The organism is Rahnella sp. NRRL B-41462 (assembly GCF_003263525.1).
Taxonomy (GTDB): domain Bacteria; phylum Pseudomonadota; class Gammaproteobacteria; order Enterobacterales; family Enterobacteriaceae; genus Rahnella; species Rahnella aceris.
In genome coordinates this window covers 1-25,544 of sequence record NZ_JYDF01000061.1, presented here as the reverse complement: position 1 = coordinate 25,544, position 25,544 = coordinate 1, and the positions used below count along the sequence as shown (strand labels likewise).

Below are 25,544 nucleotides of genomic sequence, written 5' to 3'. Positions count from 1 at the left end.
ACGAGTCACCCGCCCCGTGAGCAGGTTCCCACGTAAGGAAGAGCACTATTTTTTGACGAAAGAATCCACGCATGTTCCGTATTAAATCGCTTGTTTCTGCCTTACTGCTGCTCGTTACCGGTTTGTTTAGCATCCACTCCTTTGCTTTTGATATGCCTAAAGAATTTGAGTCGATGGACACCTACAAATTTTTCCATAGCGAACTTTTTAATGGAAAAGGGTCCACCGTGACTGCGGTCAATACGGGCAACTCAGACAATATTAAAAGCGCCCTGCTGGCGGAATATCCGCGCTGGAAGGGGACGCATTACCGCTGGGGGGGCACCACCCACAAAGGCGTGGACTGCTCGTCGCTGATGCAGCATCTGTTTAATGATTCCCTGCAAACACGCCTGCCAAGAACCACCTTTCAGCAAATCAGGAACGGCAGAAAAGTGAGTAAAAATAATCTGAAACCGGGAGATTTAGTGTTTTTCAAAACGTCGCCGGGCGATCGTCATGTCGGCGTGTATGTCGGGGATCATCAGTTCATTCATGCCTCGAAAATTGAAGGCGTCACTATTTCATCACTGGATAATCAGTATTGGGTTGATCATTACGAAACCGCACGTCGTTTAGAACTGATGAGCTAAAAAAAAGGCGGATCCTTTCAGGAGATCCGCCCGTTTGTTTTGGATGGTTATTTATCTGACGAAGCCTGCCAAAGATTCAACTGACCATCCGCCACATGCTTATCAATCGCTGTCAGTTCTTCAGCGGTGAAGCGCAGATTATCCAGCGCTTTCACGTTTTCATCCAGTTGCTCAGGGCGGCTGGCACCAATCAGCACCGACGTCACGCGATCGTCTTTCAGCAGCCAGCTCAGCGCCATCTGCGCCATGGTCTGTCCGCGCTGCTGCGCCATCTCATTGAGCAACCGCAGGCTGTTCAGGTTATCTTCTGACAGCATTTGGGCGTTCAGCCCGCGCACCTTATTCCCTTCCACCTGCATGCGCGAGCCGTCAGGGATGCCGTTGAGATACTTGCCGGTCAGCAACCCCTGCGCCAGCGGCGTAAAGGCGATGCAACCTGCGCCATTTTGGTCCAGCGTATCCAGCAAACCACTCTTATCCACCCAGCGGTTCAGCAGATTGTATGACGGCTGATGGATCAGCAGCGGTACTTTCAGCTCACGCAGTAACTCCGCCATGATCTGGGTACGTTCCGGCGAGTAAGAGGAGATCCCGACATACAATGCCTTACCGCTTTGCACCGCATAAGCCAGCGCCGCTGCGGTTTCTTCCATCGGCGTTTCTTCATCCACCCGGTGCGAATAGAAGATATCGACGTAATCCAGCCCCATGCGTTGCAGGCTCTGATCGAGGCTGGCCAGCAGATATTTGCGCGAGCCGCCGGAACCGTACGGTCCTGGCCACATGTCGTAACCGGCTTTGGTGGAGATGATCAGTTCATCGCGATATGGCGCGAAATCCTGCTTCAGCAAACGGCCAAAATTTTCTTCCGCAGAGCCCGGAGGCGGGCCGTAGTTATTCGCCAGATCAAAATGGGTGATGCCTAAATCGAAGGCTTTTTGCAGCAATGCACGCTGGGATTCCAGCGGACTGACATGGCCGAAGCTGTGCCACAGGCCAAGAGAAAGGGCAGGGAGTTGTAAACCGCTCTGACCGCAACGGCGGAATTGCATGGTTTCGTAACGGGAGGATGAGGCTTGATAGGGCGTCATGATGTTTCCTTTTTCTGATCGCGTAGGGTTTTGAAACACTGTTTCTATACTAACGCTGAGAAAAATAACGGCAACATCCGTTTTCCTCCTTCCCCTCTCACGAGGGGAAGGAGCTGTTTAGAAATCCCAGTCCTCGTCTTCGGTGTTGACGGCTTTGCCGATCACATATGACGAACCGGATCCGGAGAAGAAGTCATGGTTTTCGTCGGCGTTTGGCGATAATGCGGAAAGGATCGCCGGATTCACATCCGCCATGCTGGCCGGGAACAGGGCTTCGTAGCCGAGATTCATCAGCGCTTTGTTGGCGTTGTAATGCAGGAATTTCTTCACGTCTTCGCTCCAGCCTACACCGTCGTACAGTTCTTCGGTGTAGCGGATCTCGTTATCGTACAAATCCTGAATCAGATCAAACGCCTGCTCCTTGATCTGACGCTGACGCTCTTCGCTTTCCAGCGCCAGCGCTTTCTGGAATTTATAGCCGATGTAGTAACCGTGAACCGCTTCATCGCGGATGATCAGACGGATCAGATCGGCGGTGTTGGTCAGCTTGGCGCGGCTCGACCAGTACATCGGCAGATAGAAACCGGAATAGAACAGGAACGATTCGAGGAACACGCTGGCGACTTTCTTCATCAGCGGGTCTTCGCCGTCGTAATACGACAAAATGATTGCGGCTTTGTTTTGCAGCGCGACGTTTTCCTCGCTCCAGCGGTAGGCTTCATCCACGTCCACGGTGGCGCACAGCGTCGAGAAAATCGAACTGTAAGAACGCGCATGCACCGCTTCCATAAAGCAGATATTCGAGTAAACCGCTTCTTCGTGCGGTGTCACCGCGTCCTTCATTAGCGTCGGTGCGCCGACCACGTTTTGCACGGTATCCAGCAGCGTCAGGCCAGTAAACACGCGGATCGTCAGCTGTTTCTCTTTTGCGCTGAGCGTCGCCCAGGACGGAATATCGTTCGACAACGGCACCTTTTCCGGCAACCAGAAGTTCGACGTCAGGCGGTTCCACACTTCCAGATCTTTATCGTCCTGGATTTTGTTCCAGTTAATGGCTTTGCTGACCGGCTGTGGCACTAACAATTGTTTTACTGCGCTCATCTTTTAAATCCTTTCAGTCGGTTACAGCGTGCAGGAAACGCAGCCCTGAACTTCGGTGCCTTCCAGCGCCATCTGGCGCAGACGGATGTAATAAATGGTTTTGATGCCTTTGCGCCAGGCGTAAATCTGCGCTTTATTGATGTCGCGCGTGGTGGCGGTATCGCGGAAAAACAGCGTCAGCGACAGCCCCTGATCGACGTGCTGCGTGGCTTCGGCGTAGGTATCAATAATTTTTTCCGGGCCGATTTCATAGGCATCCTGGTAGTAATCCAGATTGTCGTTGGTCATAAACGCCGCCGGATAATACACACGGCCAATTTTGCCCTCTTTGCGGATTTCTACGCGGGACACAATCGGATGAATACTCGACGTCGAATTATTGATGTAGGAAATAGAACCGGTGGGCGGCACCGCCTGTAAATTCTGGTTATACAGGCCATGCTGCATCACGGAGGCTTTCAGCGCCGCCCAGTCTGCGGTGGTCGGAATGGCAATACCGGCATCTGCAAACAGTTCGCGCACGCGCTCTGTTTTCGGCTGCCATTTCGCCGCCAGTGCGTCATCGACATATTTGTCGAAATACGCGCCGCTGGCGTAAGTGGAATCGCTGAAGCCTTTAAACGACTGCTGGCGCTCGATGGCGATCTGGTTCGATGCGCGGATCGCGTGGAAAGCCACGGTGCAGAAATAGATATTGGTGAAATCCAGACCTTCTTCCGAACCGTAGTAAATACGCTCGCGGCACAGGTAACCGTGCAAATTCATCTGGCCGAGGCCGATGGCGTGCGAATCCTGATTCCCCTGATCAATAGATGGCACTGAGCGGATGTGGCTCATGTCAGACACCGCCGTCAGCGCACGAACCGCCATTTCGACAGTATTGCCGAAATCCGGTGAATCCATCGCCGAAGCGATATTCAGCGAACCGAGGTTACAGGAAATGTCTTTGCCAATTTCCTGATAAGACAGGTCTTCGCCGTAGATCGTCGGCGAATTCACCTGCAAAATCTCCGAACACAGGTTGCTCATATTGATGCGACCTTTGATCGGATTGGCGCGGTTAACCGTGTCTTCAAACATCATGTACGGGTAGCCGGATTCGAACTGAATTTCCGCCAGCACCTGGAAGAATTCACGCGCGTTGATTTTGCTTTTATGAATGCGCTTGTCATTCACCATCTCGCGATATTTCTCGCTGATGCTGATTTCAGACATCGGCACGCCGTACACTTTCTCCACGTGATACGGCGAGAACAGGTACATATCTTCATTATTTTTCGCCAGTTCGAACGTGATATCCGGAATAACCACACCCAGCGACAGTGTTTTAATCCGGATTTTTTCGTCGGCGTTTTCGCGTTTGGTATCGAGGAAACGCAGAATATCCGGGTGATGAGCGTTCAGATAGACCGCCCCCGCGCCCTGACGCGCACCGAGCTGGTTGGCGTAAGAGAAGGCATCTTCCAGCATCTTCATGATCGGAATAACGCCGGAAGACTGATTTTCGATGCGCTTAATCGGCGCGCCCACTTCACGAATGTTGGTCAGCATAAACGCCACACCGCCGCCGCGTTTGGAAAGCTGCAGCGCCGAGTTGACCGAGCGCCCGATGGATTCCATGTTGTCTTCAATGCGCAGCAGGAAGCACGACACCAGCTCACCGCGCTGTTTTTTGCCGCAGTTAAGGAACGTCGGCGTGGCAGGCTGGAAACGGCCGGAAATGATCTCATCAACAAAATGGCCAGCGAGCTGGATATCGCCACGAGCCAGCGTCAATGCCACCATGCACACGCGATCTTCATAACGTTCAAGGTAGCGTTTGCCGTCGAAGGTTTTCAGCGTGTAGCTGGTGTAATACTTGAACGCGCCCAGAAACGTCTGGAAGCGGAATTTTTTGGCGTAAGCCTGTTTGAATAACGCTTTAATATCGTCAAAAGCGTACTGATCCAGCACGCTGGCTTCGTAATAGCCTTCTTCCACCAGATAACGCAGTTTCTCCGCCAGATTGTGGAAAAACACCGTGTTCTGATTGACGTGTTGCAGGAAGTATTGGCGCGCGGCCAGGCGGTCTTTATCAAACTGGATCTGGCCGTTAGCATCGAACAGATTCAGCATCGCATTAAGCGCGTGATAGTCCGGGCCGCGGGTGCCGGGGTCGGTGATTGCTAGTTCTGTCGCTGCCAAAATTCTGTTACTCCCTGTCTGACCTTTGCAACGTCTTCCGGCGTTCCCAGCAACTCAAAACGGTACAGGTAAGGCACCTGACATTTTTGGGAAATAATATCGCCGGCAATACAATACGCTGCGCCGAAGTTGGTGTTTCCGGCGGCGATAACGCCGCGGATGAGTGAACGGTTATGTTCGTCGTTCAGAAAACGGATCACTTGTGTCGGCACCGCGCCTTTGGCCGAACCGCCGCCGTAGCTCGGCACCACCAGAATATACGGTAAGTCCACACGCAATTTTTCAGGCTGACGATCTACCGGGATACGGATCGCCGGCAATCCTGTTCTGCCGACGAAACGATGGGTGTTTTCTGAACTGCTGGAAAAATAGACCAACGGATTCATCCGCCAGCCCTCAGAACGCGTTCTGGAGCTGGCGCAGGGCGCTGATTTTGTCCGGACGGAAACCAGACCAGTGATCGTCACCGGCCACAATCACCGGAACCTGCTGATAGCCCATCGCACGAACCTGGCCGAGCGCCTGCTCATCCTGAGTCAAATCCACAACTTCGTAAGCGATGCCTTGTTTATCTAATGCACGGTAGGTCGCGTTGCACTGGACACAGTCTGGTTTACTGTAAATAATAATGCTCATGATTCGTATTTCCATCTTGTAAGAAATCAGAGACAATTTTTGCCTTCCCGTTGTGCGGCTGCTTCAGCCGGGGGAAAGGCGCGAGAGTCGGTGCCATCGTGGCGTCCCGATGAACCGAATACTAGATGTAGTGATTTGGATTTTCAACCACACAATATGTAGATTTTCTAAATTTGCTTATTGCAAAAGCGGCAAAGCCCGCAGGAAGCGGGCTGGCGAGGAAAAACTTTTTTCAGTTCGTTTTTTAAGCGGTCAAATTACTGGCGCATACCCACCGCGAGGCGGTTAAACGCATTCATCAGACCGATGGCGAAGGTCAGTTCCGAGATTTCCACGTCGCTGAATTGCGCTTTCAGCGGCTCAAAGGCGTTGTCCGGTGCGCCGGTAGCGGCAACGAATGTCAGTGATTCGGCCCACGCCAGTGCGGCACGTTCACGCTCAGAATACACGTGGCTGACCTGCCAGCCCGCCAGCTGATCCAGTTTGGTCTGCGCGACTTCCATTTTACGCAACGCTTTGGAATGCATATCCAGGCAATAGGCGCAGCCGTTAATTTGTGACACACGCAGGAACGCCAGCTCGATAATCACGTTATCCAGCGGACCGTTTTCCAGTGCGCCGAGCGCGGCTTTCATCGGTTCCATCACCGAAGAAGACAGGGAATAGTAAGGCAGGCGAAGTGCAGTCATGATGATTTCCTCTGGGCGTTTCGGGCTAAACAGCGACGCAGGGTGCGTCTCAATGACCGCTACTTTACGCTGCATATGGTCTATACTACAGGGCCATAAAATGTCTCTTTAAGCAGGTCATGAATGAACCGCTTCGACCTTGCCTTTCATCTCGATCCCCGACACAAAGCACCGCTTTACCGGCAGATTTATCAGCGGGTGAAACAGGCGATCATGGCAGGACAGCTTAAACGCGGCAGCCGTGTGCCGTCGGTGCGGGCGCTGGCCAGCGAACTCGGCGTGGCACGCGCCACGGTTGAAAATGCCTATGGCTTGCTGATGGCGGAAGGCTTTCTGCAAAGCCGCGCACAGGCCGGAACGGTAGTCAGCGCGCCGGAAAGTTTATCCGCCCCCGCACCCTCGCCGGTCAGAGAAGATGCCGGGCGTAAACCCGTCAACCCGATGTTACCTTCCGTTTCTTCCCTGCCTTTCCAGCTCGGGCTTCCGGCACTGGATGCGTTCCCGCGTGCGATCTGGTCGCGCATTGTTTCACGGCAAATTCGTCACACCAGCATGAATGATTTAGGCCATCCGCCGCTGGCAGGGACGGACGTTTTACGCCACGCCGTCGCCCGTTATCTGCAACTTTCCCGCGGATTTACCTGCCGTCCTGAACAGATATTTATTTGCGGCGGCTATGCGCCGGTGCTGGATTTGATCATCGGCAGCCTGCTGCAACCGGGCGACGGCGTCTGGCTGGAAGACCCGGGTTATCCGGTCACGCAGGCATTTTTCCGTGCCGCCGGCGCCACGCCGATGGCGGTGAATGTTGATGATGAAGGCATGAATGTTCCGCAGGCGGTGGCGCAGTTTGCGAACGCACGATTTGCCGTGGTGACGCCAGCTCATCAAAGTCCGACCGGTGTGACCATGAGTTTAGCGCGGCGTATGGCCTTGCTGGATTGGGCAGCGCAGCAACAGGCGTGGATTATCGAAGATGATTACGACAGCGAGTTCCGCTATCACGGCCAGCCTTTGCCTTCGCTGAAAAGCCTCGATACGCAGGGAAGGGTGATTTACGCGGGAACATTCAGCAAAGTGATGTTTCCGGCGCTTCGCTGTGGATATGTCGTGGTGCCGGACAGCCTGGTGGAAAAAATCGAAGCGTATTGCCCGCTGCGAATTTGCGGAACGCCGCCTCTGGTGCAAAGCAGTATCGCGGAATTTATCGAGCAGGGGCATTTCTACCGGCATCTGAAACGGATGCGTCAGCTTTATGCTGAGCGGCGCGGCTATCTGGAAAAGGCGCTGACGGCGGCGTTTCCGGCGGACATATTACGTGTGAGCCAGCAGGTCGGCGGGATCCAGCTTTGCACCACACTGAATGCCACACTGGACGATGCGCTGATCGCCACAAATGCCCGTGAACAGGGGCTGGCAGTGCAGGCGCTGTCCGACTGGCAGGTTGAGCGCCACGTGAGGGGCGAGGCTTTACGTCCGAACGGCCTGCTGATGGGATTTGTGAATATCAGTTCGCAGCAACAGGCGGACGGGCTGGTGCAGCGGCTGGCGGCAGTGCTTGAAAACAGCCGCTGATCAGTGCGGCATTCGCCGCTATCAGCAGGTACTGGAGCTGGAAAACGGCTCGGATGATGGCGATGAATATGACTATTCTCCGGCGCGCGATGAGTGGCTGCTCACGTCTGGCAACCTGATGGCCGGAGTCAGCTATCAGCATCAGCCGTGGCAAAGTACCGCGACCATTTCTCTGACAATGCCGCTGCCGCGTACGCTGGAAGATCGCGCAATGCGAACACTCAACAGTGAAATCCCCGTGATCATCAACGTGACGCTGGCAAAGAACAGCCGCCGGATTGAGATCGAAATAGCGCTGGCAAACCACGCTGAAGATCACCGCCTGCGGGTGCTGATCCCCACGCCATTTGCCAGCCAGACGGTGGTGGCTGACAATCAGTTTGGTTGTATCACCCGTCCGGTAAGGGATCCGGCGATGGAAAACTGGCAAGCAGAAGGCTGGAAAGAAGCGCCGGTGCCTGTGTGGCAACTGATGAATTTCGCGGCGTTACAGGACGGTCATCAGGGGCTGGCGCTGTTTACCGAAGGGTTACGCGAGTTTGAAGTGGTGGGGGAGCGGCACGATACCTTTGCGCTGACACTGTTCCGTGCCGTTGGTGTTTTGGGTAAGGAAAATCTGTTGCTGCGTCCGGGACGTCCTTCCGGCATTAAAATGCCGACACCCGATTCCCAGATGCCCGGCAAACAGGTTTATCGTTTTGCACTGTTTGGTTTCAGCGGCGACCACATTCAGGCCAGCGTGATGCAACATGCGCGTGATTACCTGACGCCGGTGCGTACTTACAACAAAATCCCGTATGACGCGATGAAGTTAAACCTGACGAATAACAAGACGCCATCCCGCTTCAGTCTGATGCAGAAATGCATTTCGGGTTCGGTGCTCAGTGCGCTGAAAAAAGCCGAAGATGAAGAGGCGCTGATTGTGCGGGTTTATAACCCGTCGGAAACGCAAAGTCTGCAAGACAGCCTGCAGGTGAACGCTGTCGTCACCGGATGGCAGGAAGTGCGCATGGATGAAATAGCGGTGAACACCGAAAATGGTTGCGGGAAAATGGGCGAATTTAAACCCTGCCAGGCGAAATCTTTCCGTATTCGTTTTTAATACGAAAAAATTGAAGAAGGAAACAGGGACGTTTCCTTCTTCTCAATATAATTTAATGCTGAATTATTCATAATCTAAATAATTGTATTTATTTTCTTTTTTATTATATTAAATCTTCCTGTCTGGAGGGTGATATATGCAATATGAAATGCCGGGTGAATTTAAGAAAATAAAAGAAGGTGGGCTCAGGCGCCTGACCTTAGGAGAAATACAACTTTCAATAACGCTATTTAGTTATAGTATTCGATACCATGAAGTCTGGATCCATCGCGATAGTTATCTTCCTTTTGGTATGCAAAATAATTCCACTGCCATGACACCCAATGGTGAAATGTGGTTTGAGAAAACTGTTTATAGTCATGACTTTTCAATGGCTGGAACAATCTTGCAGCATATGTTTCTTCACGAAATGATGCATGTCTATCAGCATCAACAGGGAATGTTTGTCAGGACCAGAGGTTTATTTTCCTGGGCAGTTAATTATCAATATCGTCTGAATAAAGAAAAACTCAGCGATTACTCGATGGAGCAGCAGGCAAGTATTGTTTCTGATTATTGGTTGTTAAAGTATTATGGCTTCTTTGGAACAGGTGTTGAAATCAACTATCAGGACTATGATCCAGCTAAAGATGAAATGGAATTAAAGGAACAATATAAAAAAATATTAAAAGGATTTTTGTCATGAAAATTATGATGACTTTTACCTTATGTTTTTTTCTTAATGGATGTTGGATGGGGGATAGATTTCCGTATACACAAGAAGGTGCGGCAGATATTTACGGTAATACAATTTGCATTTACTCTACTTATGGGGATGTATTGCAATATTACAATCTGACCTTTTCGGAAGATAAGTATAAAACACGTTTACTGGATTCAGGTTTTGAACCGATCCATCTTGAATATCCTGATTTATGTTTAAAAGCACCCTTAAAAAAGGGCTACCGATATTCTCTTCTATACAAGCTTAACAACGAAACCTTTCGGCTGGAATTCAATATTGACCTGAACGGTAACGTAACTTTTGGAGGTTATTAAATGTCATTACCCGCTTATCTATTTTTATACGATGAAAATGGTGTTCAGGTTAAGGGTGAATGTCTGGCTGCAGGCAGGGAAGGGGCGATAGAGATCATGAGCAGTAGTCATGCCGTGAATCAGGGGGTGGATGCCCACACCGGGAGCCTGACGGGATCCAGAATGCATAGCCCGTACATTTTGCATAAACAAACAGATAAAACATCACCTTACCTGGCTGTTGCCGTTTGTGAAGGCAGAAGGCTTAAGCGCGCTGAAATCAGGTTTTACGATATAAACAGCGCCGGGATGGAGTACGAAATTTATAGAGTGGTTATGGAAGGTGTGGTGGTGATGTCTGCCGCAACTTCACATGCATATATCCCCGGCTCGCCAACGCCGAATATGCTTGAGATTATCGGATTGAGATTTAAAAGCATTCAGTGGCATTCCATCGCTGGAAACATCCAGTACAGCGATTCATGGGAGAAAGAACATGAAGCTTCAAAAGAGAACCAATAGAAAACGGAGCCCGAAGGCTCGTCGTCTTTTCTTAGCAATCGCGCGGCAATGAGGGAGCCACGCGGATGTTTCAGGTTTTTAAGCCATATTCCCGACACAGGAGTGAAACATCGCAAATTGCCTTTTACGTTAGCGGCGTCCCAAAAGAACACCGATAACAATACCGATTGCAGCACCTGCACCGACGCCATACCACGGATTATCTTTCACATAATCATTGGCAGTGGCCGCCGCATCGCGTGCCTGCTGACTTAATTTTTCGCTGTTGAAACGCGCACGGGTTTCACGCAATACACCCTGTGCTTTGCTGCGGATTTTATCCAATTCATCCTTGGATTTATCACCTGCAGACTGAAGCACTTCATCCAGCGTGTCCGCCAGCAGGGTTACGTCCTGATCGATATTTTTTTCTACTTTATCTGTTCTCTTAAACATTCCGTCTCTCCTTGTGTGACTGTTGTATTAAGCATAGACCATAATGTTGTACCGGATGGTTCTTTAAGGACAAATGTCTATGATTTTGGACCTTTTCAGGCCATGGCACTGTGTCAGAAGTCAGGCGGGACGAGGGCTGGCGTGATGCGGCTCAGATTTCTCTGCAAAACAAAATCCGCGTTACAGCCGATAACATTTTTAGCCCGTTTTGAAGGCCAAACCTGTTTATACTGTTTATTCCACTCTCAGTGATCTCATTTTCGGGTCCGCCCATGTCTTTAAGTACATTGCGTTCTAACGCTCTGCTCAACAAACGCATTTTGTCGTTCATGCTGTTCACTTTCGTTGTTTATCTGACCATTGGTTTGCCGCTCGCGGTGTTGCCGGGCTTTGTGCATAACACGCTGGGATATAACTCGGTGCTGGCGGGGCTGGTGATCAGTGTTCAGTATTTCTCGACGCTCATCAGCCGGCCGCACGCTGGGCGATATGCCGATCTCCTTGGCCCGAAACGGGTGGTCATTTTTGGCCTTATTTGCTGCGGGATCAGCGGTATTTTTTACGCGATGGCGTTTTGGTTTTCGGCGTTTCCGCTGGCGAGTCTGCTGATGCTCTGTGTTGGCCGCATCTTTCTGGGTGTCGGTGAAAGCTTCGGCAGCACCGGAACCACGCTGTGGGGAATTGGTGCGGTAGGCGCGAAACATACCGCACGCGTGATTTCCTGGAATGGTGTGGCGACTTACGGCGCAATGGCCGTCGGTGCGCCGCTCGGCGTGTTACTCAACCATGCTTACGGGCTGATGGGGGTGGCGGTACTGATTATCGTCGCTGCCGCGTTTGCCGCCATACTGGCCAGCATGAAAGCCGCGATTTCCGTCACCGCCGGTAAGCGGATTGCATTCAAAGCGGTGGTCGGGCGCATCTGGCTGTATGGCCTCGGGCTGGGATTCGGCACCATCGGGTTCGGCGTTATCGCCACCTTTATTACCCTTTACTACGCTGATAAAGGCTGGAGCGGGGCGGCATTCACGCTCACCTTATTCAGCCTCGGATTTGTCGGCGCGCGCCTCGTCTTCGGCAACATGATTAACCGGTTCGGCGGCCTGCGGGTCTCACTGGTGTCCTTTGTGTTTGAAGTCGCAGGGTTACTGATGATCTGGCTGGGACACGATCCGTTGTCGGTGCAACTGGGCGCCTTTCTTACCGGTTCCGGCTTCTCGCTGATTTTCCCTGCGCTGGGTGTGGAAGCGGTAAAACAGGTACCGCCACAAAATCAGGGCACGGCGCTGGGGCTGTATTCCGCCTTTCTGGATCTCGGGCTCGGTATTACCGGACCGGTAGCCGGGCTGATTATTTCGCATTTTGGGACGCCGTCTATTTATCTTGCGGCGGCATTTATGGTGGTGATTGCCTGGCTGCTGACCCTCAGATTATGGGTAAATACTTCGCGGCAATCTCCTGCTGATTAACCCTTCAAATTTCAGGGTTAAGGCATTTAGATAAATCCTAAATACGCCGAAATCGGGGATAAACGCATTGTCTGGCAGAGTTATTGCGGTAAGGTCGCCTTGCGGTTAAAGAAGCGAGGAGCAACCATGTATTTACGGCCAGATGAAGTGGCACGTGTTTTAGAAACCTCAGGGTTTGAACGTGATTTTATTGATGATAAAGCTTACGGTTACCGCCGGGGCGAGCATTATGTGTATGTAAACCGGGAAGCGCGGTTTGGCCGGACTGCCCTGGTAATACACCCGGCGCTGAAAGAGCGCAGTGAGCGTTTTGCTGAACCCACAGCATCGTTTCGCAGCAGTGAAGCCTACAAGAATTTCCCGCTGGATGTCTCCAGCGACAATGAAACTTACTATGGCATTTGCCATGGTTTCAGTTCACGCCAGATCCTGGCGAGCTATCTGGACAACGTGTTCAGATAATCCGGCGACGGAACAGAAACAGACAGCGCTGATTTCACCAGCGCTGTTTCCTCAGGTTTTTATCTCATTTCAGCGGCAACAAAATATCGGTTTGCTGCGCATGCTCCGGTAATTCCTGATCAAGATGCAGGTAGCGGAAATAAACCGGAAAATCCCGTAATTCCTCTCCGCTGTGCGGCAACCATTCGCGATAAAGATAATAAACACTGTCACTTATCCGGTCATACGCTCCGACGTGTCGAACCACCGCGCAACGTCCACCCGGCAGCGTTTTGCCGATCACTCCCTGCGGATTTTCCGGCACGGTGCCATTAGCCTGCGGGTTAAGTTCGCCGCAGACATCGAAGCGGAATTCCTCGCCCGGCGTGACCAGCGGATCGTTATACGGAATACCGTAAGTGCCGCGCTGTGTGTAATCCGAAAGCCCGGAAGCTTTGCGCCATTCGATAAACGTTGCGACCGTATTGCTCACCCGCATCGGATCCCCGAGATGTTCCAGCACCGCGACCTGCATGGGTTCCACTTCAATGATTTTGACTTCCATATTTTCCAGCCTCTGCTGATTTTCCCTGCCGGGAAATTGAAAATGCACATGCCAGTCGACCCAGACAGGATTTTTGCGAAACTCGCTGGGGCTCAGGCCAAAAGTGTTCCTGAAGGCACGGGAAAACGACTCCGGATTTTCAAATCCGGCATCCAGCGCGATACCAATCACCTTCTCGTGCGGGTTTTGTACCAGCCGGAACGAGGCGCGTTTCAGGCGCATCAGCGTGATGTAGCGGCTGACGCTGACCCCACAGAACTGGCTGAACTGCCGATGAAAGTGAAAACGTGAGAAACAGGCGACTTCACTTAGTTGCTCCACGGTCATCGGACTGTCCAGATGCTGTTCTATATAGGTAAATACCTGCTGAAAACGTCGCTGATAAAGCTGGCTTTTGTCGTGATTCATTTCCTCTCCTTCATGGCGTTTACTTTGCCCGCCGTGTGAGGGGTTGTCCTGACTGAGATTGCTTTTTCAATGCAGCAGAAAAGAAAATGGCCCGGGTAAGGGCCATTTCTGAGGCGAACCGGAACGTTAAACCAGATGGATTTGGTTATAGGTTTCGTTGTAGTCGCGGCGAAACTGCGCCAGCTCGAAGGGTTCGATATCCAGTTCGGCAAAATAGAACAGCGCCAGCTCGGCGTGTTCGCTGCTTAACTGTGGCGGCAGATGCGCGCGTACTAAAATGTTTCGCCAGCGGACGATATTCTCTTCCGAGGGATCTTTAATAAACGTCTGATAAATAAAAACAACATAAGCAGCTTTGCGGATTTCTTCAGCATAGCCACCGCTGATTGAGCGGATAAACATCTGGCTCTGACGTTTGCCCATTTCCAGCAACATGGAATCGATATAAACCGGCTTTATTTTCAACAGACTGGCGAGAGAATCATTCGCTTTACGGGTATCTGCTGTCATAAACCAATAACCCACAATAAAAACCACAACAATTGCAGCAAGCATAATCCATATCATTCTGGACTCTGGCCTCCGGCCTTTTCTGGCGTGATGTGAAAGGTGCATGCAACACCCGATGCTGCGAGTTTATCTGCTAATCAGGGTAAATACGTGAAGGAGTGACAAAGAATTTTCGCTTCGTGAAGGTGCTGAGCCTTCACGAAGCGGGGTTTGGCCCTAATGAGCCGGTGTTTGCTGGCACAGATACTGATAAATTTGCTGAGTATCTTTATCCGAGCACAGACGCGTACCGATATTGAGTGTTGCCGCGCTACCGGCGGCCACGCCAAAGCGAACCATGTCGAGTAAATCAGCCCCTTCGGCCAGTTTGAGGGTCATCGCGCCGACCATGCTGTCACCTGCGCCAACGGTACTCATTTTTTTCACCGGCGGCGGGACAACCTGGAATGAGCTGTTCGCGTCCACGGCCAGCGCACCCTGCGGCCCCAGTGAAACGACCACGCGTTCAGCACCACCGTCACGGATAATTTGCTGAGCTGCAGCCAGAACATCCCCCGGATTTTCCAGAGAATGCCCGACCAGCGCGGCCAGTTCATTCTGGTTCGGTTTTACCAGCGCCAGCCCGCCGAGCTTCAGACCCGCAGCCAGTGCATCACCCGAACTGTCAAGAATGCAGCGTAAACCGGCTTTCTGCGCTTTCCTGATTAACTCTGTCAGTGCCGTAATGTGCGTGCCCGGTGGCAAACTGCCGCTGATGACCAGTATTGAGCCGGCTGGGATCTTTTCGATTTTCGCGCTAAGGCCCGCAAATTCAGCCTCCGTAAGTCGCGCGCCCGGCATCACGAAACGATACTGTTCACCGGTATTTTCGGTGTGAACGTGCAGGTTCTGGCGGGTCCAGTCCTGGGTTTCCAGCGTGTCTGTGGTGATCCCCTCGTCGTGCAGCAACTGAACCAGATGTGCACCTGTCGGGCCTCCCGTCGGAAATAATGCGGTAGCCTGGCCGCCCAGATAAACAATGGCACGCGCTACATTAATACCGCCGCCGCCGGGTTCGAACACGGGGGCCGTACAACGCAATTTACCTTCCGGGTAAATCTTAGGGGTGAGAGTGGCACTGTCGAGCGAAGGTGCCAGTGTGAGTGTGACTATTTTGGTCATTATCGTTCCCTCAATTTTCCAAAAACTGAATTCAGGTTAGCATCCTGACCTGTTTTTGCAGCACCTGATTGGCGATTTAACGCGCGAGATCAAACTCCCTTGCGGTTCAACATAATGTCACTGTAAGGTCACTCCATGTTCATTGAATCAGTATAAAAACGCATGAACTTTTAAGGAGTGAAAGATGGCCAGAAACATTGAGATCAAAGCCAGGGTAGATGATTTCTCTGCGCTGTATGAAAAAATCGCGCTGCTTTCTGATGGATTGCCGGACATCATTGAGCAGGACGACACTTTTTTCGTGTGTCCGCACGGACGCCTGAAATTGCGCACATTAGCGCCCGATCGCGGCGAGCTGATTTTCTATCAGCGTCCTGACAAGGCGGGACCGAAAACCAGCTTCTACACACTTTCAGAAACGCATGATCCTGGCAGTCTGCGCGAAACCCTGACGCTGGCCTATGGCGCTGCCGGACGGGTCATCAAACAGAGGACTCTTTTTATGATCGGACAAACCCGTCTGCATCTCGACAGGGTAAAAGGGCTGGGCGATTATCTGGAATTCGAGGTTGTGCTTGCGGATGATGAAACGCCTGAGCAGGGCATTGTCATTGCAGAAGACTTACTGGAAAGGTTGGGGATTGACCGCCAGGAACTGGTGGATCAGGCGTATGTGGATTTGCTGAATGCGAAAGGCAAACACCTTCACGAGTAAATTTATAATCACCGCCTTCATATCAGGAAGGCGGCAATAGGTTGAAAGTTACTTCGTTTCTTCCAGCGAATACGGCAGCGGCTGAATGCTCAACTGGCTGGTCGCGTCATCGCGCACCCGCAGACTGGCATCGGCTTCCAGATCGTTATTCAGCACGGCCTGAACCCAAAGCGTGCCGTCGCTGAGCTGAACGGCTGCCAGAACGGTGCCGGTCCGGCGCCAGTTTTCACCCAGTTGCAGTTCGAGATCGTCCGCCGGGGCAGGCACTTTGCTCGCTTTGCCTGCCAGCCAGTACAATGCACGTTTGTTCGCACCGCGGTATTTTGCTCGCGCCACCATTTCCTGCCCGGCGTAGCAGCCTTTGGTAAAGCTGATGCCATCGAGCGCATGAATATTGGTGGCCTGCGGGATAAACTGCACGGCGTTGGCGGTATCAATCACCGGGAATCCGGCTTCGATATCCAGCGCCAGCCATTGCTGGCTGTCGTTGCGTTGTGCCTGTTCACCCAGTTCTTCCACCACCTGACGGGCTTTTTCCGGGCTGGTGACAATCAGATAACGTTCGGCTGGCAGGGAGAAATGCAGCAGTGTGGTTTCATCTTGTTGTACGACCTGCTGTTCAGCCGTTGGCAAGGTTGAAAAAAGCCCGGTCAGAGCAGCACTGGCCTGAAAACCTGCCACACCGAGTAACACCACATCATCATCGGCAGTGAACGTCACTTTAGAAAATACGGCGTACTTTTTGATTTCTGTAAGCTGTGTGTCGCGCAAATTGCGGCGTTCAATAAACGCCATACCATCGCCACGCTTGAACAGGCGCAAATTACTCCACATTTTCCCTTTCGCATCACAGTGCGCACAGAGAATATGCTGATCGGCGGCCAGCGCATCGACATCCGCAGTGACCTGGCCTTGCAGGTATTTCACGGTGTCTGCGCCGGTCATGGTCACCAGTGCCCAGTCTTCCAGTGAAATCAATGTCAGCGGAAGGTGCGAAGACGCTGAAGGTTTTTGCGGTGGAAAGGGAAATTCGTTAGCCATTTTCTAATCCCGGTCAATGAAATGTGACTGATGCCCCATGGTAAAAGAGCCCATCCGCTTTGAAAACAGTTATTGGTGCCTTTTCCAGGACGCCTTCCAGAGAATGTAAGACAAACGACAGGTTTGCATCAGGTTTTCCAGCACATCACAGAGATTGACAAAACAGGGCACTGAAAAGTTACGCCCCTGCGCAACGGGCTGTTAGAATCGCTTTCTATATAAAAGAATTCTCATTCTGTATCCTAAAAAAGAGTCTTGTTATGGAAAGCAAAAACCAACTGGATATTAATAATCGTTCCCGCGTTCACTGGGCCTGCCGTCGTGGCATGCGCGAGCTGGATATCTCCATCATGCCGTTCTTCGAATATGAATATGATTCGCTGAGCGAGACCGATAAAGAAGTATTTGTCCGCTTGCTGACCTGTGATGATCCGGATCTGTTCAACTGGCTGATGAATCACGGCGAACCGAAAGACACCGAATTGCAGCGTATGGTCGCCCTTATTCAGACTCGAAACAAAGCCCGTGGCCCTGTGGCGATGTGATCTCAGGGTGTCCTGGCGCAGTCAGCTTATTTCACTGGGATGTTACGGTGCAGTGATGTTGCTGATTTTGCTGGCACCCTGGCCTGCGGGTTACTGGCCGGTATGGATGACGTTGCTTTTGCTGGTGTTGTTTGAATGCATCCGCAGCCAGCGGCGTATTACAGCACGCACAGGTGAAATGATCCTGCTCGAGGATGACCGTCTTTTATGGCGCGGCCATGAATGGCAGATTAAACAGCCGGTATGGATGATAAGCCACGGCGTACTGCTCTCGCTTCGTCGCGAAAAACGTAAAGGCGGGCTGGCGCAGGCGATGCGCAGTTCAAGGCAGCGGTTATGGCTGGCGTCGGACAGCATGAGTCTGGAAGAGTGGCGGCGGTTGCGACAGATATTGCTCAGTGGCACTCCGCGTAGCCCGGTAAAACCGGGCTGAGAGGGGCATGTCCATGGAAGGCTGACGCCGTGTTCTTATGCTGCGTTAAAGCAGGGCGTCCATTTCCAGCAGGATCTGTTCGCACCATTGTTGCAGGCGCTCTTCGGTGAGATCGAACTGGTTCACATCATCCAGAGCCAGCCCGACGAAATGCTTGCCGTCCGCACTCAGCGGTTTCGGGCTGGTAAACTCAAAGCCTTCTGTCGGCCAGAAACCAATGAAATGCACGCCAAGGGGAACCAGCTGATGATAAAGCATGCCGAGCGCGTCAAGGAACCATTCGCCGTAGCCGAGTTGGTCGCCCATGCCGTACATGGCGACGATTTTGCCGCGTAGTTTCAGCGTTGGGAGTTGATTCCAGACCGCTTCCCAGTCTTCCTGGATTTCGCCAAAATCCCATGTCGGGATGCCCAGGATCAGGATGTTGTAATCTTCCATTCTGTCGGGATCAACATCTTTTATGTTATGCAAATCAACCAGTTCTTCGCCCAAAATATCGCGGATTTTTTCCGCTGCCATTTCGGTGTAACAGGTGCTGGAACCGTAGAAAAGTCCGATCTTCATACTTGCTGCCATAACGTTATCAGAATACGAATGGCAGCCAGTGTAGCAGATTTGGGCGCATGAAAGGCATAATGGCCGTCGTGAGTAAGAGGAGTCGGGATGCCAAAACAAGATAATGCGAATCCTCAGGATGTTACGCCTGAGCCGGTGACACCAGCGGTTAATGAGGCCGATCAGAGCCTGACTGAGCAGTTTCTGGATATGCTCTGGATCGAGCGCAATCTCGCGGAAAATACGCTGTCATCCTACCGTCAGGATCTGAAATCATTGCTGGGCTGGCTGCATCATAACAATACCGATCTCCTGCATGTCAGCGCCGAAGATTTACAGTTGTTCCTCTCCGAGCGCATTGAGGGCGGATACAAAGCCACCAGCTCAGCACGGTTGCTTAGCGCGATGCGTCGCCTCTTTCAGTACATGAACCGTGAGTCCGTGCGTCAGGATGACCCGACCGCGCTGTTGTCTTCGCCTAAATTACCGCAACGCCTGCCGAAAGATCTCAGTGAGGCGCAGGTAGACGCATTGCTGGCGTCACCGAGTGTCGATGTGCCTCTTGAACTGCGTGATAAAGCCATGCTGGAGCTGCTTTACGCCACCGGTTTGCGTGTTTCGGAACTGGTCGGGCTGACGCTCAGTGATCTGAGCCTGCGCCAGGGTGTAGTGCGGGTCATCGGTAAAGGCAACAAAGAGCGGCTTGTGCCGATGGGCGAAGAAGCCGTGTACTGGATCGAAAATTATTTCGAACACGGCAGGCCGTGGCTGCTGAACGGACAATCGCTGGATGTCGTGTTCCCCAGCAACCGGGCGCAGCAAATGACACGCCAGACGTTCTGGCATCGCATCAAACACTATGCGATTCTTGCGGGCATTGATGCGGAGCGGTTGTCTCCCCACGTTCTGCGCCACGCTTTCGCCACCCACTTATTGAATCACGGTGCGGATCTGCGCGTCGTGCAAATGTTGTTAGGTCACAGTGACTTATCGACCACACAAATCTATACCCATGTAGCGACTGAACGACTCAAACTGCTACATCAACAACATCATCCCCGTGCATAACAGGCCGGAGAAAAAGGACGACATGATGAAAAAAGGTTTAATGCTGCTGACACTTCTGGCTGCGTGTATGAGCTCCGCGGTCCATGCTGATGAAGCAGCAATCAAAGCCACGCTGGGCAAACTGGGCATGAGCCATGCCGACATCCAGCCTTCGCCGGTAACCGGCCTGAGTGCGGTTTCTACCGACAGCGGCACCCTTTACATTACCGACGACGGCAAACACGTTTTGCAAGGCCCGCTGTATGATGTCAGCGGCAGCCATCCGGTTAACGTCACCAACAAAGCGCTGGTGAAGAAGATGGATGCGTTACAAAACGAGATGATCATTTATAAAGCCAAAAACGAAAAGCATGTGATCACGGTGTTTACCGATATCACCTGCGGCTATTGCCACAAGCTGCACCAGCAGATACAGGACTATAACGATCTTGGCATAACCATCCGTTATCTGGCCTTCCCGCGTCAGGGGCTGAATTCCAAAACCGAGAAAGACATGCAATCTATCTGGTGTACAGGCAACCGCAAAACCAACTTTGATGCGGCAATGCGCGGCGATGACATCACGCCAGCAACCTGTAAAACCAGTGATATTGCGAAGCAATTTGAGCTGGGCGTTCAGTTCGGCGTAACAGGCACTCCGGCCATCGTGCTGGCAGACGGAACTTTGATCCCTGGTTATCAGCCGCCGAAAGAAATGGCTGCCATGCTCGACCAGCAGGATCCTTCACATAAAACCGGTGGTTGATTTTTCGTGACCTTGCAGACTCAACTTCGCCGTCGTGAGGCGGCGACTGGCGTGGATCTTCCCGCCGAACTCTCCCCGCTGTTACGCCGGCTGTATCTCGCCCGCGGTGTGACACAAAGCCAGGAGCTGGAGCGCGGCGTGCGCGGTATGCTGCCTTATCAGCAGCTTGATGGCATTGATACTGCCGTTGCCTTGCTGCAAAAAGCGCTGGCTGAGCGTCTGCGCATAATTATCGTTGGCGACTTCGATGCCGATGGCGCGACCAGTACGGCGCTGACGTTGCTTTCCTTGCGCAGCATGGGCTGCGGTAATCTGGATTATCTGGTGCCGAACCGTTTTGAAGACGGTTATGGTCTCAGCCCGGAAGTGGTTGAACAGGCGGCGTCGCGCGGTGCAGAGTTGATCCTCACCGTCGATAACGGCATTTCTTCTCACGCGGGCGTGACGCTCGCCCATGAAAAAGGCATTCAGGTGCTGATCACCGATCACCACTTGCCGGGCGAAATATTGCCGGATGCCGAAGCGATCATTAACCCGAATCTGGTCGGTTGCGAGTTTCCGTCCAAATCGCTGGCGGGTGTCGGTGTGGCGTTTTATCTGATGCTGGCGCTGCGCAGTGCATTACGCGAAAGTGGCTGGTTTGAACAAAACGGTCTGGCGATCCCCAATCTCGCGGAGCATCTGGATCTGGTGGCGCTCGGCACGGTAGCGGACGTCGTGCCGCTTGATACCAACAACCGCATCATGGTGTATCAGGGGCTGAACCGCATTCGTGCCGGAAAATGCCGTGCGGGGATCCGCGCGTTGCTGGAAGTGGCCGGGCGAGAAGCCCGTACGCTGTGCGCCAGTGATTTAGGTTTTGCGCTTGGACCACGGCTGAATGCCGCCGGACGTCTTGATGATATGTCGGTTGGCGTGGCGCTGTTACTCAGTGAAGACATCGGTCAGGCGCGTGCGCTGGCAAGCGATCTGGATGCGCTGAACCAGACCCGCCGTGAGATAGAGCAGGGCATGCAGGTCGAAGCGCTGGCGCTGTGTGACAAGCTGGAAAGCAGTACCGACGCGCTGCCGTTCGGGCTGGCGATGTATCATCCTGAGTGGCATCAGGGGGTGGTCGGCATTCTGGCATCACGTCTGAAAGAGCGTTTTAATCGCCCGGTGATTGCGTTCGCACCGGCGGGTGAAGGCATTCTGAAAGGGTCCGGTCGTTCGATTGCCGGATTGCATATGCGCGATGCGCTGGAACGTCTCGATACGCTTAATCCCGGTCTGATGATGAAATTCGGCGGACACGCGATGGCAGCCGGTTTGTCGCTGGAAGAGAGCAAGTTCGACGAATTTCGTGATCGTTTCGCTGCACTGGTCGGTGAATGGCTGGACCCTTCGCATCTGGAAGGTGTGGTCTGGTCGGATGGCGAGCTGTCGGCCCGTGAACTGACGATTGATACGGCTGAAATGCTGCGCGACGGCGGCCCGTGGGGACAGGCGTTCCCGGAACCGACCTTTGACGGCAGGTTCCGTATCCTGCAACAGAAACTGCTGAAAGAGCGTCATCTCAAGCTGATGATTGAACCCGTCGGCGGCGGTCCGTTGCTCGATGGTATTGCTTTTAATATCGATCCGACTTTCTGGCCGGACAGCAGCATCCGCGAAGTGCAACTGGCCTACCGGCTGGATATCAATGAATTTCGGGGAAATCGCAGCGTTCAGTTGATTATCGAACATTTATGGCCGAAATAAGCGATTTACGCCGGTAATAAACCCTGCAAAAAAACGGCTCCTTGCTATAAAAAGACCGCTAATTCCGTTAGAATCTGCGGTTCGAATGGCATTGGGCCAACTCCGAATCTAACGTAAGACGCGAAAAATCATGTTTGAAATTAATCCGGTTAAAAACCGCATTCAGGACCTGTCCGAGCGGACAGTCGTTCTTCGGGGGTATCTTTGACTATGATGCCAAGAAAGAACGCCTCGAAGAAGTAAACGCCGAGCTGGAACAGCCGGACGTCTGGAACGAGCCAGAACGCGCGCAGGCGCTGGGCAAAGAACGTTCCTCACTGGAAGCTATTGTTGAAACCATCGATGAGTTGTTGCAGGGCGCGGAAGATGTGACCGGCCTGCTGGAACTGGCGGTAGAAGCCGACGATGAAGACACTTTCAATGAAACGGTTGCCGAACTCGACGTACTGACCGCCAAACTGGAACAGCTTGAATTCCGCCGCATGTTCTCCGGTGAATACGACAGCGCGAGCTGCTATCTCGATATCCAGGCTGGTTCCGGTGGTACGGAAGCACAGGACTGGGCGAGCATGTTGCTGCGTATGTATTTGCGTTGGGCAGAAGCCAAAGGTTTCAAAACTGAAGTTATTGAAGAATCTGACGGTGAAGTCGCTGGCCTGAAATCCGCGACTATCAAGATCATCGGTGATTATGCGTTTGGCTGGCTGCGTACGGAAACCGGCGTTCATCGCCTGGTGCGTAAAAGCCCGTTTGATTCCGGCGGCCGCCGCCATACCTCGTTCAGTTCCGCGTTTGTGTATCCGGAAGTGGATGACGACATCGAAATCGAAATTAACCCTGCCGACCTGCGTATCGACGTATACCGTGCGTCCGGTGCGGGTGGTCAGCACGTCAACAAAACGGAATCTGCGGTACGTATTACCCACCTTCCGACCAACATTGTGACCCAGTGTCAGAACGACCGCTCCCAGCATAAAAACAAAGATCAGGCCATGAAGCAGATGCGTGCGAAGCTTTATGAGTATGAGATGCAAAAGAAAAATGCGGACAAGCAGCAGCTGGAAGACACCAAGTCTGACATCGGCTGGGGCAGCCAGATTCGTTCTTACGTGCTGGATGATTCCCGTATTAAAGATTTACGCACGGGCGTCGAAACGCGAAATACGCAGGCCGTACTGGATGGCGACCTGGATAAATTCATTGAGGCAAGTTTGAAAGCCGGGTTATGAGGAACCAAAATGTCTGAGCAACAACCAGCAGCGCAAAGCGCAGAAAACGTACCAGATCTTAACAACGAGCTGAAATCTCGTCGTGAGAAGCTGGCTTTACTGCGCGAATCCGGTATCGCTTTCCCTAACGATTTCCGTCGTGACAGCATCTCTGATGAATTGCATGCGAAATATGGCGAAAAGACCAACGAAGAACTGGAAGCATTAAACATCGAAGTCACCGTGGGTGGCCGTATGATGACCCGCCGTATTATGGGCAAGGCATCTTTCGTGACCCTGCAGGATGTCGGTGGCCGTATCCAGCTTTACGTTGCGCGTGATGACCTCGCAGAAGGCATCTACAACGAGCAATTCAAGAAATGGGATCTGGGCGATATCCTGGGTGCGACCGGTAAACTGTTCAAAACCAAGACCGGCGAACTGTCGATCCATTGTTCTGAACTGCGTCTGCTGACCAAAGCACTGCGTCCGTTGCCGGACAAATTCCACGGCTTGCAGGATCAGGAAGCGCGTTACCGTCAGCGTTATCTTGACCTGATCGCTAACGAAGATTCCCGTAAGACCTTCAAAATCCGTTCTCAGATCATGTCTGGTATCCGCAGCTTTATGGTGGAAAACGGCTTCATGGAAGTCGAAACCCCGATGATGCAGGTGATCCCTGGCGGCGCGGCAGCGCGTCCGTTCATCACTCACCACAATGCGCTCGATATCGACATGTACCTGCGTATCGCGCCGGAGCTGTATCTGAAGCGTCTGGTTGTCGGTGGCTTCGATCGCGTGTTCGAAATCAACCGTAACTTCCGTAACGAAGGCGTTTCTCCGCGTCACAACCCAGAGTTCACCATGATGGAACTCTACATGGCGTACGCGGATTACAAAGACCTGATTGTTCTGACCGAGACTCTGTTCCGCACCCTGACTGAATCTGTTCTGGGCAGCAGCGTTGTGCAGTACGGCGACCAGACTTTCGATTTCGGCAAGCCATTCGCCAAGCTGACCATGCGTGAAGCGATCTGCAAATACCGTCCGGAAACTAACGTGGCTGATCTCGACGATCTGGCAAAAGCGACCGCTATCGCAGAATCACTCGGTATCAAAATCGAGAAGAGCTGGGGTCTGGGCCGTATCGTGACCGAGATCTTCGAAGAAACCGCCGAAGCACAGCTGATCCAGCCAACCTTCATTACCGAGTACCCGGCAGAGGTTTCTCCGCTGGCGCGCCGTAATGACGTGAACCCTGAAATCACTGACCGTTTCGAGTTCTTCATCGGTGGCCGTGAAATCGGTAATGGTTTCTCTGAGCTGAACGACGCAGAAGACCAGGCACAGCGCTTTGCTGATCAGGTTTCTGCGAAAGATGCAGGCGACGACGAAGCGATGTTCTACGACGAAGACTACGTGACAGCGCTGGAACATGGCCTGCCACCGACTGCGGGTCTGGGTATTGGTATCGACCGTATGGTTATGCTGTTCACCAACAGCCACACCATCCGCGACGTTATCCTGTTCCCGGCAATGCGTCCGCAGACACAGAAATAAGTTTTCCTCAGAAACACCAGAAGGGCGCTCCGGCGCCCTTTTTCATGCCACAGATCACGGCATATGCTAACTGCTTAAAACTCCAGCGCTTATCCGCAATCACGTCTTGCTCCGCCGTCGTAACCGGTTATAATGCCAGTCGCACACCGATGCGGGTGTAGTTCAATGGTAGAACGAGAGCTTCCCAAGCTCTATACGAGGGTTCGATTCCCTTCACCCGCTCCAAAAGCTTCTTCCTCAAATCTGTTCAATACCCCAAAAAATTCACTACCCAATCCCGATTATTCGTATTTCCTGTACGTCGTTTCTGCATGTCTAAATTTTGAACTCAAAAGTTTAAAAATGATGCAAATCAGCTCCCTCCCCTGCGAAGGGGAGGGTTGGGGTGGGGTATTA

The 25,544-nt window shown here is 52.5% G+C and carries 28 protein-coding genes and 1 tRNA gene; 17 read left to right on the top strand and 12 right to left on the bottom strand.

The genetic code is table 11. The annotated features are described in order from the left end of the window. The first annotated feature begins 71 nt into the window (after positions 1–71). Positions 72–632, top strand: a complete 561-nt coding sequence (locus tag UC14_RS15855) for a C40 family peptidase (protein ID WP_013574092.1) — start codon at positions 72–74, stop codon at positions 630–632. Between the two features lie 47 nt (positions 633–679). Here UC14_RS15855 and mgrA read toward each other — a convergent pair whose 3' ends face one another. The 6 genes from mgrA to UC14_RS15825 form a co-directional block, all read right to left on the bottom strand. Further along, the gene (gene mgrA / locus UC14_RS15850) at positions 680–1,723 is read right to left on the bottom strand and encodes an L-glyceraldehyde 3-phosphate reductase (RefSeq protein WP_013574093.1); all 1,044 of its coding nucleotides are present in this window, start codon (positions 1,721–1,723) and stop codon (positions 680–682) included. 117 nt (positions 1,724–1,840) lie between these two features. Next, on the bottom strand, positions 1,841–2,824 hold the full coding sequence (gene nrdF / locus UC14_RS15845) for a class 1b ribonucleoside-diphosphate reductase subunit beta (protein WP_013574094.1): 984 nt from the start codon (positions 2,822–2,824) through the stop codon (positions 1,841–1,843). A gap of 21 nt (positions 2,825–2,845) precedes the next feature. Then, complete coding sequence (nrdE, locus tag UC14_RS15840) at positions 2,846–5,008, bottom strand: class 1b ribonucleoside-diphosphate reductase subunit alpha (protein ID WP_112198036.1); 2,163 nt, start codon at positions 5,006–5,008, stop codon at positions 2,846–2,848. Then, positions 4,990–5,394: a class Ib ribonucleoside-diphosphate reductase assembly flavoprotein NrdI gene (gene nrdI, locus UC14_RS15835; protein WP_013574096.1), complete on the bottom strand. Its 405-nt coding sequence runs from the start codon at positions 5,392–5,394 to the stop codon at positions 4,990–4,992. Before nrdI ends, nrdE begins: the two co-directional genes overlap by 19 nt. Positions 5,395–5,404: 10 nt before the next feature. Then, a complete protein-coding gene (nrdH, locus tag UC14_RS15830) occupies positions 5,405–5,644 on the bottom strand; it encodes a glutaredoxin-like protein NrdH (protein WP_013574097.1) in 240 nt (79 codons plus the stop codon). A 257-nt stretch (positions 5,645–5,901) separates the two neighbouring features. After that, positions 5,902–6,333 carry a carboxymuconolactone decarboxylase family protein gene (locus UC14_RS15825; RefSeq protein WP_013574098.1) on the bottom strand — a complete coding sequence of 144 codons (432 nt, stop codon included), beginning with the start codon at positions 6,331–6,333 and terminating at the stop codon, positions 5,902–5,904. 123 nt (positions 6,334–6,456) lie between these two features. Between UC14_RS15825 and UC14_RS15820 the strand changes: the two genes are divergently transcribed. From UC14_RS15820 to UC14_RS15800, 5 genes are all read left to right on the top strand, one after another. Beyond that, positions 6,457–7,908 carry a PLP-dependent aminotransferase family protein gene (locus UC14_RS15820; RefSeq protein WP_112198035.1) on the top strand — a complete coding sequence of 484 codons (1,452 nt, stop codon included), beginning with the start codon at positions 6,457–6,459 and terminating at the stop codon, positions 7,906–7,908. Then, positions 7,892–9,010: a glycoside hydrolase family 38 C-terminal domain-containing protein gene (locus UC14_RS15815; RefSeq protein ID WP_232829696.1), complete on the top strand. Its 1,119-nt coding sequence runs from the start codon at positions 7,892–7,894 to the stop codon at positions 9,008–9,010. The genes UC14_RS15820 and UC14_RS15815 overlap by 17 nt, the downstream gene beginning before the upstream one ends. Positions 9,011–9,146: 136 nt before the next feature. Then, on the top strand, positions 9,147–9,695 hold the full coding sequence (locus UC14_RS15810) for a type IV secretion protein Rhs (RefSeq protein ID WP_232829695.1): 549 nt from the start codon (positions 9,147–9,149) through the stop codon (positions 9,693–9,695). Continuing rightward, the gene (locus UC14_RS15805; RefSeq protein WP_112198034.1) at positions 9,692–10,048 is read left to right on the top strand and encodes a putative T6SS immunity periplasmic lipoprotein; all 357 of its coding nucleotides are present in this window, start codon (positions 9,692–9,694) and stop codon (positions 10,046–10,048) included. The genes UC14_RS15810 and UC14_RS15805 overlap by 4 nt, the downstream gene beginning before the upstream one ends. Further along, positions 10,049–10,549: a type VI secretion system tube protein Hcp gene (locus UC14_RS15800; RefSeq protein ID WP_112198033.1), complete on the top strand. Its 501-nt coding sequence runs from the start codon at positions 10,049–10,051 to the stop codon at positions 10,547–10,549. A gap of 129 nt (positions 10,550–10,678) precedes the next feature. Here UC14_RS15800 and UC14_RS15795 read toward each other — a convergent pair whose 3' ends face one another. Then, positions 10,679–10,984: a YqjD family protein gene (locus UC14_RS15795; protein WP_013574100.1), complete on the bottom strand. Its 306-nt coding sequence runs from the start codon at positions 10,982–10,984 to the stop codon at positions 10,679–10,681. 272 nt (positions 10,985–11,256) lie between these two features. Between UC14_RS15795 and UC14_RS15790 the strand changes: the two genes are divergently transcribed. After that, positions 11,257–12,453, top strand: coding sequence for an MFS transporter (locus UC14_RS15790; protein WP_013574101.1), 1,197 nt, complete (start codon positions 11,257–11,259; stop codon positions 12,451–12,453). A 126-nt stretch (positions 12,454–12,579) separates the two neighbouring features. Then, positions 12,580–12,915, top strand: a complete 336-nt coding sequence (locus tag UC14_RS15785; protein ID WP_013574102.1) for a DUF2002 family protein — start codon at positions 12,580–12,582, stop codon at positions 12,913–12,915. A 64-nt stretch (positions 12,916–12,979) separates the two neighbouring features. Here the strand turns inward: UC14_RS15785 and UC14_RS15780 are convergent, their stop codons facing one another. From UC14_RS15780 to pfkB, 3 genes are all read right to left on the bottom strand, one after another. Continuing rightward, complete coding sequence (locus UC14_RS15780) at positions 12,980–13,867, bottom strand: GyrI-like domain-containing protein (RefSeq protein WP_013574103.1); 888 nt, start codon at positions 13,865–13,867, stop codon at positions 12,980–12,982. Positions 13,868–13,993: 126 nt separating this feature from the next. Next, entirely contained in the window at positions 13,994–14,434 is a 441-nt protein-coding gene (locus UC14_RS15775; protein ID WP_013574104.1) for a DUF1198 domain-containing protein, read from the bottom strand. Between the two features lie 159 nt (positions 14,435–14,593). Beyond that, complete coding sequence (gene pfkB / locus UC14_RS15770; protein WP_037035220.1) at positions 14,594–15,538, bottom strand: 6-phosphofructokinase II; 945 nt, start codon at positions 15,536–15,538, stop codon at positions 14,594–14,596. Between the two features lie 184 nt (positions 15,539–15,722). Here pfkB and UC14_RS15765 point away from each other — a divergent pair, with 184 nt between their 5' ends. Beyond that, positions 15,723–16,253 (top strand): class IV adenylate cyclase, encoded by a 531-nt coding sequence (locus tag UC14_RS15765; protein WP_112198032.1) that lies wholly within the window; start codon positions 15,723–15,725, stop codon positions 16,251–16,253. A gap of 48 nt (positions 16,254–16,301) precedes the next feature. On the opposite strand, the gene ygfZ is transcribed toward UC14_RS15765, so the two are convergent. Further along, positions 16,302–17,294, bottom strand: coding sequence for a tRNA-modifying protein YgfZ (gene ygfZ, locus UC14_RS15760; RefSeq protein WP_013574107.1), 993 nt, complete (start codon positions 17,292–17,294; stop codon positions 16,302–16,304). Positions 17,295–17,572: 278 nt separating this feature from the next. Between ygfZ and sdhE the strand changes: the two genes are divergently transcribed. After that, positions 17,573–17,839 (top strand): FAD assembly factor SdhE, encoded by a 267-nt coding sequence (gene sdhE / locus UC14_RS15755; RefSeq protein WP_037035260.1) that lies wholly within the window; start codon positions 17,573–17,575, stop codon positions 17,837–17,839. Next, positions 17,820–18,272, top strand: coding sequence for a protein YgfX (locus UC14_RS15750; RefSeq protein WP_112198031.1), 453 nt, complete (start codon positions 17,820–17,822; stop codon positions 18,270–18,272). The genes sdhE and UC14_RS15750 overlap by 20 nt, the downstream gene beginning before the upstream one ends. A gap of 45 nt (positions 18,273–18,317) precedes the next feature. On the opposite strand, the gene fldB is transcribed toward UC14_RS15750, so the two are convergent. Then, positions 18,318–18,836, bottom strand: coding sequence for a flavodoxin FldB (gene fldB, locus UC14_RS15745; RefSeq protein ID WP_013574110.1), 519 nt, complete (start codon positions 18,834–18,836; stop codon positions 18,318–18,320). A 99-nt stretch (positions 18,837–18,935) separates the two neighbouring features. Here fldB and xerD point away from each other — a divergent pair, with 99 nt between their 5' ends. From xerD to UC14_RS15715, 6 genes are all read left to right on the top strand, one after another. Beyond that, complete coding sequence (gene xerD / locus UC14_RS15740) at positions 18,936–19,895, top strand: site-specific tyrosine recombinase XerD (protein WP_013574111.1); 960 nt, start codon at positions 18,936–18,938, stop codon at positions 19,893–19,895. A gap of 25 nt (positions 19,896–19,920) precedes the next feature. Beyond that, complete coding sequence (gene dsbC / locus UC14_RS15735; protein ID WP_013574112.1) at positions 19,921–20,640, top strand: bifunctional protein-disulfide isomerase/oxidoreductase DsbC; 720 nt, start codon at positions 19,921–19,923, stop codon at positions 20,638–20,640. 6 nt (positions 20,641–20,646) lie between these two features. Further along, a complete protein-coding gene (gene recJ, locus UC14_RS15730) occupies positions 20,647–22,380 on the top strand; it encodes a single-stranded-DNA-specific exonuclease RecJ (protein WP_013574113.1) in 1,734 nt (577 codons plus the stop codon). A 130-nt stretch (positions 22,381–22,510) separates the two neighbouring features. Continuing rightward, positions 22,511–23,609 (top strand): peptide chain release factor 2 gene (gene prfB / locus UC14_RS15725; RefSeq protein ID WP_013574114.1). Its coding sequence is split into 2 segments (ribosomal slippage): positions 22,511–22,585 and positions 22,587–23,609, totalling 1,098 coding nucleotides; the frame shifts between segments, so codons are not numbered across the junction. Positions 23,610–23,618: 9 nt separating this feature from the next. Further along, the gene (gene lysS, locus UC14_RS15720) at positions 23,619–25,148 is read left to right on the top strand and encodes a lysine--tRNA ligase (protein ID WP_013574115.1); all 1,530 of its coding nucleotides are present in this window, start codon (positions 23,619–23,621) and stop codon (positions 25,146–25,148) included. Between the two features lie 151 nt (positions 25,149–25,299). Continuing rightward, a tRNA-Gly gene (locus UC14_RS15715) sits at positions 25,300–25,373 on the top strand. Positions 25,374–25,544 lie beyond the last annotated feature (171 nt).